The organism is Mesorhizobium sp. B3-2-1 (assembly GCF_006439515.1).
Classification (GTDB): Bacteria; Pseudomonadota; Alphaproteobacteria; order Rhizobiales; family Rhizobiaceae; genus Mesorhizobium.
Genome location: NZ_VFTI01000006.1, coordinates 16,970 through 29,537, shown reverse-complemented (window position 1 = coordinate 29,537; position 12,568 = coordinate 16,970). Strand labels below are relative to the sequence as shown.

Annotated in this window: 10 protein-coding genes and 2 pseudogenes; 5 read left to right on the top strand and 7 right to left on the bottom strand. The window is 59.6% G+C overall.

The features are described from left to right. Positions 1–102: 102 nt before the first annotated feature. The gene (gene ligD / locus FJW08_RS08125; protein WP_140810094.1) at positions 103–1,875 is read left to right on the top strand and encodes a DNA ligase D; all 1,773 of its coding nucleotides are present in this window, start codon (positions 103–105) and stop codon (positions 1,873–1,875) included. Positions 1,876–2,870: 995 nt separating this feature from the next. Here the strand turns inward: ligD and FJW08_RS08115 are convergent. Continuing rightward, complete coding sequence (locus FJW08_RS08115; protein ID WP_140810092.1) at positions 2,871–2,966, bottom strand: DUF768 domain-containing protein; 96 nt, start codon at positions 2,964–2,966, stop codon at positions 2,871–2,873. Between the two features lie 74 nt (positions 2,967–3,040). On the opposite strand from FJW08_RS08115, the gene FJW08_RS08110 reads away from it, so the two are divergent. Together FJW08_RS08110 and FJW08_RS32340 are read left to right on the top strand one after the other, a co-directional pair. Further along, on the top strand, positions 3,041–3,349 hold the full coding sequence (locus tag FJW08_RS08110; protein WP_140764508.1) for a hypothetical protein: 309 nt from the start codon (positions 3,041–3,043) through the stop codon (positions 3,347–3,349). A 305-nt stretch (positions 3,350–3,654) separates the two neighbouring features. Continuing rightward, positions 3,655–3,801: a hypothetical protein gene (locus FJW08_RS32340; protein WP_181178801.1), complete on the top strand. Its 147-nt coding sequence runs from the start codon at positions 3,655–3,657 to the stop codon at positions 3,799–3,801. Positions 3,802–4,249: 448 nt separating this feature from the next. On the opposite strand, the pseudogene FJW08_RS08105 reads toward FJW08_RS32340, so the two are convergent. Continuing rightward, positions 4,250–4,440 (bottom strand): annotated as a pseudogene (locus FJW08_RS08105) (hypothetical protein); the annotation flags it as partial. Positions 4,441–4,561: 121 nt separating this feature from the next. Here FJW08_RS08105 and FJW08_RS08100 point away from each other — a divergent pair. Then, positions 4,562–4,765 (top strand): hypothetical protein, encoded by a 204-nt coding sequence (locus tag FJW08_RS08100; RefSeq protein ID WP_140810090.1) that lies wholly within the window; start codon positions 4,562–4,564, stop codon positions 4,763–4,765. Between the two features lie 319 nt (positions 4,766–5,084). On the opposite strand, the gene FJW08_RS32335 is transcribed toward FJW08_RS08100, so the two are convergent. The 3 genes from FJW08_RS32335 to FJW08_RS08080 form a co-directional block, all read right to left on the bottom strand. Then, positions 5,085–5,231 (bottom strand): hypothetical protein, encoded by a 147-nt coding sequence (locus tag FJW08_RS32335; RefSeq protein ID WP_181182871.1) that lies wholly within the window; start codon positions 5,229–5,231, stop codon positions 5,085–5,087. Between the two features lie 1,907 nt (positions 5,232–7,138). Continuing rightward, on the bottom strand, positions 7,139–7,960 hold the full coding sequence (locus FJW08_RS08085; RefSeq protein ID WP_140810236.1) for a Ku protein: 822 nt from the start codon (positions 7,958–7,960) through the stop codon (positions 7,139–7,141). A 315-nt stretch (positions 7,961–8,275) separates the two neighbouring features. After that, positions 8,276–8,581: a preprotein translocase subunit YajC gene (locus FJW08_RS08080; protein WP_140764545.1), complete on the bottom strand. Its 306-nt coding sequence runs from the start codon at positions 8,579–8,581 to the stop codon at positions 8,276–8,278. A 624-nt stretch (positions 8,582–9,205) separates the two neighbouring features. Here FJW08_RS08080 and FJW08_RS08075 point away from each other — a divergent pair. Next, a pseudogene (locus tag FJW08_RS08075) lies at positions 9,206–9,796 on the top strand (integrase core domain-containing protein); the annotation flags it as partial. Between the two features lie 324 nt (positions 9,797–10,120). Here FJW08_RS08075 and FJW08_RS08070 read toward each other — a convergent pair. Beyond that, a complete protein-coding gene (locus tag FJW08_RS08070; RefSeq protein WP_140810087.1) occupies positions 10,121–10,984 on the bottom strand; it encodes a plasmid partitioning protein RepB C-terminal domain-containing protein in 864 nt (287 codons plus the stop codon). Then, complete coding sequence (locus FJW08_RS08065) at positions 10,981–12,546, bottom strand: recombinase family protein (RefSeq protein ID WP_140810086.1); 1,566 nt, start codon at positions 12,544–12,546, stop codon at positions 10,981–10,983. Before FJW08_RS08065 ends, FJW08_RS08070 begins: the two co-directional genes overlap by 4 nt. Between the last annotated feature and the right edge of the window lie 22 nt (positions 12,547–12,568).

The following is a 12,568-nucleotide window of genomic DNA, read 5'->3' as shown; positions in this document are numbered from 1 at the left end:
AGCTTCGTCGTCCCACTCGGCTTAACATTCAATTTTGCTAAAATGCTCCGGAACCGATTGCCGCCTTGCGGCTTGAGTCGCGGTTCCCGGTGTCGCTGATGCATGAGTAACGCCGCAGACCGGCTTTCATTTATCGAGTTTCAATCGCCCACGCTAGTCGAGAGGGCGCCTAAGGGCAGCGACTGGCTTCACGAGATCAAATATGATGGCTACCGAACACAGCTAATAGTCGAAGGCCATTCGGCACGCGCCTTCACGCGCCGCGGTCACGACTGGTCGCATCGCTACAAGGGTATCGTCCAGGCGGCAGCGAACCTGCCGGTTAAAGGGGCAATCATTGACGGGGAAGCTGTCGTCCTCGGCGAAACCGGGTTGCCCGACTACCAAGCCCTGGAGCGGGAGTTGGGCAATCCAAACTCGCCGAAGATCATCTTCTATGCGTTCGACCTGCTGCACCTCAACGGGCGCGATCTTCGGCAGCAGCCACTGACGAAGCGGAAGGCCGCGCTAGAGCAGCTGCTGAAAGACGCGGCGCCGACACTGACCTTTGCCGAGCATCTGGAGGTGAGCGGCAATGACGTGTTTGAACATGCATGCCGGATGGGCTTGGAGGGGATCGTGTCCAAGCGAGCGGACGCCCCGTATCGCTCAGGTGTCCAGGCGAGCTGGCTCAAGGTGAAATGCATCAAGAGCGACACTTTTCCGATTGTGGCTTTCGTCGAGAAACTCGGCGCCCAGCCCCGCCGTATCGCATCGTTGTACATCGGCCGGCGCGAGGGCGACCGGTTGCTTTATGCCGGCAAGGCCCAGAGTGGATATACGCTGGAGGCGGCGCGGCGTGTCCGTGAGCGGCTTGACCCGCTGATCATCGAAAGGTCGCCGTTATCGATAGCCGTCGACAAGCCGAAAGCGACCTGGGTGAAGCCGGACATTCTGGCCGAGGTGCAGTTCAGCGGCGCCACCGATCGTGGGATCCTGCGCGAGGCAGTGTTCAAGGGCCTGCGCGAAGACCTCGTGTCGATCCCGGCAAGGCCGCCCGCTCCATCAAAGAGACGAGAGGCGGACCGGGACCATGGGGTTCCTCGCGAGAACATCCTGCAGCTGCTCCCCGATGCGGTTTGCCCCTCGAAGGAACAGCTTGTGCGCTACTGGGAGCGGGTTGCTGATCAAGCACTGACCTATCTCGGCGAGCGACCGCTGAAGCTGGTCCGCCATACGCGAGGCGCCACCTTTTACCACAAGGGAACGCTACCGAGGATCCCTGCGGCCGTGCATCAGTTGTGCCTCCGGAAGCGCGAGGGCGGCGAAGGCGTTCGTGTGTGGGTGGACGACCTGGCAGGCTTGCTCGGACTGGTCGAGATGGATGTCGTCGAGGTCCATCCTTGGAACGCTACCGTAGACGATATCGAACATGCTGATCGCGTGGTCCTGGACCTCGATCCCGGCGAGGGCATCGAATGGGCGGAAGTAATCGAGACCGCGCAGGCCCTCCGGGAAATCATCGCATCGGCAGGTCTGGAGAGCTGGCCGAAGGTAACGGGGGGCAAGGGCATCCACCTGATGGCCCCGCTTGAAACAAAGATGACCCATGACAGTGCCCGGCAATTTGCCAAGTCGCTCGCCCAGTGCCTCCTCGATGCACGTCCCGATCGTTATCTGCTCTCGGCCGTCCCAGACGCCCGAAGAGGCCGCATCTTTCTTGACTACCTTCGCAACGGGCGCGGCAACACAGCGGTGGGCGCCTTCTCCCCACGAGCCCGACCGGGATTGCCAATCGCTCATCCTGTAACCTGGAGCCAGGTTGAGCGGGGAATTCGGCCCGATAGCTTCACCATCGACCACCCGTTCCGAGCGGCTGCCCGAAGGGCGGCGTAGCCAGAGGGAACGGCAAGCGTTGTTAGAGCGAACTTTTCCGGCGGCGAGGAACCAATGGGTGCGGTGACAAAACGCTCCAACAGACCTCGACATTCCCGGCGAAAGGCTCGCGTTTTGAAACGCGCCCCTCGAACGCCGCCTCGATCGTTCTTCGTCGAATATGAAGATCCGGCTGGCCGTCGTCGCCTTCGCCACGTGACTCGTTGGTCAATCGGAATGAACTTGGCCTGGTTTGGCAGCCGCAGAATCATCAGGACACCGAGCCCGGCCGGCGCGCCCGGAGATGGAGCACACTCGCAACGTGCTGCCCGCGAAAGCAGCACCGCACGACTGCTGGCTGACGCGCGACGAGGCAGCAGGCCGCCGCGCTAGCCCTCAGGCGCTGCGTCGGTCTCCATCATTCCGCCTGTTCTCGTCCGCGTTAGAGAGAGCCGCCTGCAATCGTGCAGCGGCCAGGAGAATGTCAGGCATGTCGCCGGTGGGGTTTTCCCGATTGTTCCACGCCGGATAACGCAAAAAGCCTGCCGGCCGGAGCCAGCGGGCTTTGAAACTCAGTTAGCTAGGTTATCAGGCAGCTAGAGATGCAAACGGCGACAACTGCCGTCAGCCTCGCGCGCTTCACCAGCGCCGGCTTCACGTAGTTCTTTTTCATAGGTATTCCGCCGGTTGACTTCTCAAGGCGCGCGAAATTGCCTCACGCCGCCGAAGTCTGTCAAGAAGCCCCAAGGGAATAACCCTCTCCAGGGTGAGGCGCGGGCTGACCAGAGATTGAATCTATGGTCAGCGACAGGCCTGTGCACGCTGTCGCCGAATGGCTCAATCTGCTGGGATTGACATACTGCGGATTTTGCATAAGCCGGGACTTATGGGAAGGCCTCGGGTAAACTGCCATCGCCGTGCCGCATCGCCTCCGCGATCACTTCGAAGACGCTGCCGACTTCCTCATAGATCTCGCTTACCGCGATGCCCTCTCGGTCCGCAGCTTCCATCACGGACTATAGATCATTTATCGCGGCCGGGTCGTCGGTCACCGCATCAGGCAGATGCTCTGCGATCCACCGGTCGAGGAAATTGGCGCCGCGTGTGCTCATTTTTCCATAAGCAGCCGGCCCATATTAGGTTCCGCTTATCTTGACTCCGCAGCGAGCCGCTCCAGACTCACGCCATGGCGAAGGGCATCAACATCGGCGATGAGGTCGCAATCACCGCGACCGTTCGGCGGCGGGTGACAGAGGATCGCGTGAGCGTTTCCATCCCCTCCTATGGTCAGCCCCATTCCATTATCGATCAGTCAACGAATGTGCGGAAAGGCCAGCACATAGAGCTGATCGGCAACGTTACCCACCTACTCGACAAAAACCGCGTGACGGTGAACCTGGGCGTTCCCGTCACTGTCGATGCCGCTGTCGTCAGGCTGGTGAGCGCATACAGGCTGCCGACGAGAAAAAAGCCGCTGGTGGACAAGCCGACATGAGGGGCGGCAGTCCTTGGGGCCTCGCTAGTTCTCCGAATGGCTGAAGACGACCATCCCGTTGTCCCTGCGCACCTCAACGCATATGACCCCGTCGTCACCTCTTCGAGTTTGGAACATTGCGATTGCATGATCCTTAGCCACCTTCTCAGAGTCAAAGGTCAGCTCGTCGATGATGCCTTTTCGTCCATACCAGATGACGGTGAATGCCATTGAAGGTCCCATGCTTCCCGCGAAGCATATAGGAGTTCAGGCCGGATCGCGATTGGTTCCGGGAACCTTTAGCAAGGCGGGATGTTGCTGGCCCCATGACGAAGCTTTCAGACCTTGGACCGCCCATCAAGGGCAAGCCGCACGAGCCCTCCGACGAGGGCGACCACTTCTATAAGTGCAAGATCTGCGGACAGCCGGTCGACATGTTTCCCGGCAGGGCTATCCAGCAGATTTCTAGCTGACGCCGCTTATCGCGACAGAGGTTTGTACGCTTTCGGACACCGAATTACGAGTCAGGCCGCCCATCGGAACCACAGGCCGACCCACGGCTTTTACGGGGATCTGAGGTAAAGCAAATGGCTCGACGAGCAGTGCGCAACATGATGAAGGTCCACGCCGAGTCGGACCGGGCCTCAAGGGAGATTCAAGCGGAGGAGCGGGCCCAGCGCGAGGCTAAGACTGCCCGTTTGAAGGCACAAAGAGAAGCTCAGGAAACGGAAACGAAGCCGGCAACAAAAAGCCCGCCGGCCGGAGCCAGCGGGCAGCTGACAGAAGTGGACGGCCGCCCGGAGTAGGCGGCTGGCTCCCGAACCTTTGTCGGTGATACATGTTCCAGCTCGCAATAAAAACCCCGCCCCGAGCGAAGCCGAAGTTCGCCGGGCCGCGGCCGCTGCACGCCTGCTGTGTGCGCACTAGGGCGTCGAAGATGGTGCGGTAGAGGCTGTCGACCTCTTCGTCGATCTCCTCCCGCTTGATACCGACTTGGCATCGGCGATGAGCTTGTGCGTCAACTCGTCGACCGAGATGACATCCGCGTTTGTGGTCTCAGGGACGTTGTTCGCGATCCATCGGTCGAGGAAGTTCATGCCACGCGTGCTCATTTCGACACAAGTCGCTTGGGGATATTAGGTTCCGCTCATACTGAAGCGCCGGACGAGCGAACCGGAACCAAAGCGCAATATGTCGATTTCCTAATGGAAGGGAACGCAACGGACGAAAACAATGGCTGAAATTTTGGAGCTGGAGCTTGCCAAGGCCAGGCTGAGTGTAAACCAAGCTGAATCCGAACTCACTCGTCTCGAACGGATGCTGGACAAGCGATATGGCGTGAGCATCGACATTGCCCTCTGTGACACCATACGAAACGCGCAAAGACGGGTCGCTGAAGCCAGAGAGCAGCTGATGAAGGTCAAGGCTGGTGCCTAAGCTCGCCGCCGGCTCATGCCGTCCGAGAAACGTAAGCGAAGGTTCGCTTTTCGCCCTTGGTCTCCGCGACACGCAGCCAGTGTTCCTCCTGGCGCCATAATGTGACAGACTTGCCGATGTATGCCTGGGCCGCCTTGAAGGAAGCTGCGCCATGAGCATGCGCCAAGACACGACCGATTCCCCGGCCATGATCTCAACCCGATATTGTGGCATGTTGCGCCACCCAGCGATTGCTATACCGCGATTCGATCAGCTTTAGCTAAAATAGCTCCGGGAACTTTTACCATCTCAGCATGTTGCTGACCCCATGACAAAGCTTTCAGACCTTGGCCCGCCGATCCCCGGCAAGCCGCACGACGGCGAGCCCGCCGACGAGGGCGAACATTTCTATAAGTGCGAGATCTGCGGACAGCCGGTCGACATGCGCGATCTGCGTCAGGTGATGTGGCACGAGCAGCCGAGCCATGAGCGGCTGGATCCGCAAGATGGCGCAACGATCCTTTTATTCCCAGGGCTGCGGAAATAGCTCCCCTGTGCAGCACCCATAAACCCGCAAGGCGACACGGAAGAAGCCGCTGGTGGACAAGCCGACATGAGTGGCGCGGGACGAATTTGCTTCCGTGAAGAGCAGCATCCGCAGTTCATCATCACGCCCGTTTGACGCCCATTCGTCGGGCGCTACATTGCCACGCGGCGGACCTATCGGACGCCAGCGGCCGGCGCTCATTCTAGACCCTGAAGTCCCCCGCCCACTGAGCGCCGGCCGACCTTTTTCGATCAGCTCCCGCGATAGGCGCGGTATCCTGTCCCAGTCCGCGGCCGGCGGGTCTGCTCGGGCGAAAACCGACATTTGAATCCTTCTGAGCACTGCATTAGATTCGGCTTGTTAAATTGTAGCTATTGGGAGGTAGCTATGATCGAAAGCCGTACAGACATCGCGCGGGCGGTGCTTGACGCCAGTTTGCTATTGCAGCACCACTCCAGGGCCTACATTACCTCAATTCAGGGTGACATAGCCCAAACCCGGCGTGCAATCGCAGCGTCGCAGGAGCTTCTGAAGCGGTTTCGCCGGCGCAAGATGGACGAGGCGCTCAGAGATGAGCGGCACCGCGTGTCCGCTTTCCATGCAGACATTGTCCGGTCTGTATTTCGAAATTTGGTCTCGGAAACTGACGTGCCTAGGTGTCAATGGCGCAACCTGGCTAGGAGCCTCATCTTCGAGCTCACGGGGTGCGAGCGCCCTGATGCTGCCTTGGTGGATTGGATCATCAGGAAGTAAGGCGCCGACCACCCGCGACGCCCGTGGGCCCGCCTCACTGGCGGCGAAGCGGGCCCGGCCAGGTCTTGGGGGACCTGACCGGCAGCAGGGGAGCTGCCGCCTTTCGAACCTGCCGAGAAATGCCAAGTTCCCACATAAGCGCACAAAAAGCCCGCCAGGTCCGCTCATGTCCGGTATCGGTCGTGAGGGATCAGCCTGGTCATGGCAGGACGAACTTTGTTAGCCCGGAATGTTCCCCGCTCCGTGGGCCCGCCTCGGGGTGGCGGGGAAGCGGGCCCGGCCAGGAGGGAGCCGGACCAGCAGCACGGAGGCTGCCGTCATTCGAACCTGCCGAGAAATACAAGTTCCCACGTTGCGCAAAAAAGCCCGCCGGCCGGAGCCAGCACACCAGCATGAGGCCCGCGCCCCACCCAACAAAGGCGCGCGGGCCGGCCAGCGTCGCGAAAAGACCCGGACGCGCCGCCGCCTTCGCCCGAACTTGCGACTAGTCGAGCTGTTCCCGACCCGAACACTAAAAAGCCCGCCGGCCGGAGCCAGCGGGCAGCTGACAGAAGTGGAGAGACGCCAGAGAAGGCGGTCCGCTCCCGAACATTTGTCTGTGCCACGTGTTCCAGCTAGCAATAAAAAACCCGCCACTGAGGGGACGGTTGCGGGTTTTGGTTGAAAGCTGATCAACAGCTCTCTTGCGCCTCTAACTGAGGGAAGGTGTTAGGGGCGCCAGGGGATAGCTGAAAGGATGGAGGACCGCCCGGACAAGGCGGCCCGCTCCCGAACCTTGGTCTCTGACACATGTTCCAGCCGCCCGGCAAAAAGCCCGCCAGCTTCCGGCAGCACCTTTCGAAAAGACGGGAGAAGCTTAATGGTCAAGGTCTTTCGCCTGTCGCAGAGACCGGGCCTCTCTGATGATCGACGCACGATTTAGCCCGACAAACGAAACAATCTCTCCCGGTCCCGTCATTGCCGGCCGCCCCATTCACGGCAGCGGCGGGCGTCCCCTAAAGGTGCCCGGGGCGGAGGGCCCAGGTTGAGGGGCTAAGCCGCGAGGCGGACAAAGAGCCCGCCTTCATTCTCGACGCTTGACAGCGCCCGCATCACTACGCCGACTTTCGGCCCTTGGATTTGGTGCCGCCCTTGATGCCTTCCTTGGCCAGGCTCTTGCGAAGCACCGAGGCCAGGTCGATGACGTTCTCTTTTGGCGCCGGCGCCGGCTTGGGCGGTGCTTTGCCTTTGCGCTTGGCGTCGATCATCGCAATCAACGCATCCTCGTATGTGTCTTCGAACTTCGACGGATCGAACTTGGTGACTTTCTTGTCGATCAACAGCCCGGCGATCTCAAGAAGGTCTTCGTCGTATTTGGGGCTTTCCAAGCTACTGAACACGGTCTTTTCCGACGTCATCTCGTTGTGAGTGCGCAGTTCGGTCAGCAGCATCCCGTTTTGGAAGGGTTGGATCAGCACCTCGCGCCCGCGCTGGTAGAGCACCACGCAAGAGCGTGCAGCCACCCGCTTGTTCGCCATCGCGTCGCGTAGGATGGAAAAGGCTTCGAGGGAAGCTTCGTCCGCCGGGATGAGGTAGTAAGGCTTTTCCAGATATCGGGTGTCGACATCTTCGATTGCGACGAATGAATCGACCTCGAGCGTGTGCGCCGATGTCAACTTGAGTTTCTTGATCTCGTCCGGCTCGATCTTGATGAAATGGTCCTTGTCCACCTCGTAACCCTTCACCTGGTGCTCGCTCTCGACGACATCCCCGGTCTCTTCATCCACATATGCGCTTTTGACAGGCAGGCCGTCTTCACGGTTCAAAATCTTGAAATGGATCTTGGAGGCCTCGCTGGTCGCACCCACAATCTTCACGCCGCACGAAACCGACCCGACCTTCAGGAACCCTTTCCAAACCGCACGGGGTGCCACCATGACCTTGCTCCTTTGCTGCCGCGAGTAAAGAACACGCGAAGTCGTCACCCGTTCCGTCGAAGTGTCACGAGACTCGGGCGAGGTTGGCGATGGCATCGCCGCCGCGAAAATGCTGTCAACTTCCTCCCGTCTCTGTTGCCGATATCCCCTTCACGGCATTGCCGATCGCGTTCACCGGTTCCGCCGAGATCCGGCGTGGCCGCCGCTCATAGGAAGGCGCCTCGGCTTCGCTCTGGTGAACCCACATAGCAAAGCTAGCGCTCTCGACTGCTAACCACTGCGAGTTGCGCGGCAGACATCGTGGCGCACTCTGCGTCAGCGCGATGAAGAGCGCCGGTGCTTTCTCAGCCTGGTAATCGCCGAGCGTCCGACGGTGACCACGCCGCCGCAGTCAATCCGCACCGTCAACTTGTCGGCTTGGCGATCAATGCGGATGACGTCCCCAACAAGAACGACTTTATCTCCAGCGCGGGTTTTAGGCGGTGGGTCAACCGAATAGGGCGAGTCATAGGACGGAATGCTTACTTTGGCCCGTCCGCTAGGCAGCATCGCGGTGACCGTACCCGTCAGCGCGACCTCGTCACCGATCTCAAGTTCCCGGGGCACGCTATAGTGTAGCATAGGCCTCCTCCGGCGCGTTCCACATATTAATGCCGGCAAACTGACTTGGTTGCGTGAAATCGCAAGTCTCTGCCCCGTCGGCTCCATCGGGCCGAGCACCCTGCGACCGGGCCCAAGGACATGCAGCGGCTGGGATCATCGGCCGCGTGAAACACTTGCAGGGCGAGGAGGATTTGCGGCACGCGTCATTGCAGAACTTCAGGGAAGTGGAATAGGTGGCCGGCGCGCCAGATGCAGCGGCCGTCTACCCTAACGCCAATGGGCCGTCGTGATCAGTGTTCCAAGCGGCAACCATTCTGAACCTGCCACCATTTCTTGTGACGGCAGGTTGCTTGCCCCCGCCGCTGATCGCAAGACACAGCGCGGCGGATGTAATGGCTTGCACCTCTGTACCGCGAAACTCTGGAAGACTGCACTGCTGGTTATCGCACGCTATACTAGGATCCATGATGTGTCGTTGTCTGGGTCTAATTGTCTGGTCATAATCTCAGTTACAGCCATTTCCCCAACCCTAATCCCCGACTCACATTTATATTCGTGAGCGGAAATGTGCAATCTGTGTAGTTTCCTCGGTCGGGAACATATCTAAAGGGCGGCGCATACGGCCGCCCGCCGCCGGTCAATGCAAAGCCGAACGCGCGCTGGTCGCTGGATTTCGTGCATGACCAGTTCGCCTGCGGCCGGAGGTTCCGTGTGCTCAACATCGTCGACGACGTGACACGCGAATGTCTGGCCGCGATCCCGGACACCTCAATCTCCGGCCGTCGGGTTGCCGGTGAACTGACGGAACTGATCGCCCAGCGCGGCAAGCCGGGCAAGATCGTCTCCGACCACGGCACCGAGTTCACCTCGAACGCCATCCTCGCCTGGTCGAAGGATTACGGGATCGAATGGCACTACATCGCGCCGGGCAAGCCGATGCAGAACGGCTACGTCGAATCCTTCAACGGCCGGAGGCGCGACGAGCTGTTGAACGAGAGCCTGTTCTTCGGCCTCGACCACGCCCGCAGCGCCATCGCCGAATGGCGGGAGGACTTCAACACCGCGAGGCCTCATTCCTCGCTCGGCTACCAGACCCCGGCGGGATACGCCGAGGTCGTCGCCGCAACCGGCTCCGACGCTGTGCTGATCGAAGGCTCCGCGCCTCCGCCGGTTGCTCAACCCGCGCCAAACGGCGTAACAGAAACGGCCAAGGTTCTAATCGCCGCTGGATGAATGTTCATGGCAGGTCACCTGGTGCACGAAATGCTCGCATCACGCCATGGTAAAGCCGGAAGGGCTGATCCGGCGTTACGGCAGGGAAGCCCTGTTCAGCTCGGTCGAACGGGCGCTTTTCTGCACGAACTGCGATCGGGGCGGGCCGGTCCGGCTCGAGGTCCACAGCATGCCACGAAACTGAGGGTGATGACCGATCCCTTACGGCCTGGCTTGCATCGCAGCGACGCTGTCGTCGGCGCCTGGATCAGCCAGGTCGTGTAGCTGCTGGGAGAAGCGCGTCATTTGGTGCGAGCGGGCAGCGTCTTGCCCGAAGGCGCCAACTCAGAAGACAAAATGCGTGCGCTTTAGCCCGGTTTTTACCGGTTGGCTCGTCAAAGCTTCCTGACCCGCTGGAATGTCCAGTATCATTTGGAACCTTGCGAGCTGCTCCGGAAAATCCCGCGCAAGGTGTCTAACCACCCGCGCGTTTTCCATCAGCCGGTCGAGATAGAGCCTTGCCACCATCAACTCCAGCGCCCAGGTGCCACAAAGGCTGGCGCAGTACAGAAATTCTTCGTTCAGCAAATCAAACTCAGCTTCCATGGCGGCCAGCTGGTCGGCTGTCACCCCGACAAACTTCTTTCTCGGCCTGGAGGGATCCACCAACTGCGACGCCGGAGTAAGCGTTGAGAGGAGTTGCGCATAGTGAAAGCTCACTCTCTTCAGGGCGATCATGAGCCTTGCCGCTTTGAGCTGCCTTTCCGGAACCATCTTGCGCAAGGAAGCGAAGACCTGTGGCGGCACATTCCAATCCTGCAAAAGCTTGAGAGCCTCGGGAGAAACTCCATTGACCAACGGGCTTGGCGCTGAACTCTCCGCAAGCAGGTTCAAAGTAGGTCCTTCAGCCAGGGCCTTCGGCACGAAGGCCAGGCTTTCGGCCGATAGCAGGCGACGGAACGATTCCTGCTTGATCGGATATCGAAACACCTCGGCGATCGTCTGCAGCAGATGCCGAGAGATAATAGCTTCGGCGATCATGTCCCGCGTTCGTTGGCATTCCGCCTGATAGGTTCTGCACAGCCAGGGACCGGTGAACCATCTGTTGGGCTCTTGCATCTTTTCCAAAAGCGCCGCATGTCTTGTGCGGTTATTCTGCAAAAGAAGGTCGGCGGCTTCCAAGCCTAAAACTGTGCGGCGCTCCCTCATGTGGGGCTCCCGACGAATGTTCGCTCAGCCAGCGCAACGAGCGGATCTAGCGATCGGAAAAGAAACGCATCCAGCTTCATTCCATTGTTGACATGGAAATCTCCTTTGAACCCGGAAATTTCATGCGTCGGAGCGATCAGGTAGTCGCGAATGATCAGATTGCCCGGCTGCATGCGGATCAAGACGAAAATACCCGCCCTGGCCTCTCGCACGGCCCGCGAAGACCAGCGGGGATAGGCAGAATGCGAAACGCGACACCTGGCGATCGCGAGCGCTACGGTCAACTCGCCATTGATGCGGATGATCTCCGTTTCAGGGTCCTGGGAAGCGTGGCCGGCTGCCTGTTCAATCGCGACCAGCAGGTCTTCTAATGCATGATCGCGGATAGCCTTGAGGCGCCTGTCAATTTCGATGAAATGAGACTTTCTGGGCGGCAGGCAACCGATCAGCTTGTATGCGCCGAGCAGACCTCCGAAATGCGCGCTATAGCGATAGGCCGAAGGGCATTCGGGCGCTGCGTTGATGATGTCGGACGACAGTTTCCCATGACGTTTGTAGAGTCTTCGTAGGACTGCCAGCATCTCGTCATCGCTCATGTGAAGATAAAGCGATTTCAATATTTGCTGTGCTTTGTCGAATAATTGGCGACTGATGATAGGCTCAAAGGCGTTGTCCGCTCTGACCCATTGGTCCGGGGGATTGTACACAACCTTGGTTTTTAGTTTGGTGCAGCGTCTATTCCAGACGTTGTTGCCGATATATTTCTCATTGGTCAGGACACGGCGCACGCCATCGGCTTTCCAAGGCCGACCGAAGTCGTTCAGGATCCCCCGGTCATTCAGATATTTTGCGATTTGAGGTTCGTTTTTGCGTGACCGGACAAACAGGCGAAAGATCAATCGAACAGTAGCTATCTCTTCCGGTGGCCCCGGCACGATGATCACCCGGTCTGTCTGGAAGTTCTTGTATTCATAGCGGGCGAGGATGAGTTTGGGCCGTCCGAACTGGTCAACCATCAGACGCCTTAGTCCAAGCCCCTGGATGCCGCCTACGTGGAAGCCCATGCGGGCCATCCTCACCTGGCCCAAGAAGACCCTCTGTGACAACATCCGGCTGTACTCTGCAGCCATGCTGCGCTTTATGGCCTTGAGTACATCGGATCCGACGGTGCCATCGTTCGCGAATTGCTCGGCGCAAAACTCAATCCGAACACCCGCCATCTGACATCGATATTCGTAGGAAGCGCTTTCATCGACGCTTTGGAACCGGCCCCATCTGCTCACGTCATAGACGACGACAGTCTCGTAATCGGCGAGGCCGTGTTCAATGTCGAACAGCAGCTTCTTGAGCCCGGGCCGGCCTTCTATGTGCAACCCGCTACGGCCGGGGTCTTCATAGGTGGCGACGATGTCGTACCCCATGACCTCTGCATAGCTGCGGATTGCATCCTTCTGATTCTCGAGGGAATAAGTCTGGTGCTCGGTGGACATTCGTACATATTGAGCCGCGCGAACCCTTCGCCTCTCCGTAGGAGGTTCGCGGGCCGCAGCAACCTTGTCCATCGCCTTGCACCATCGGGACGAA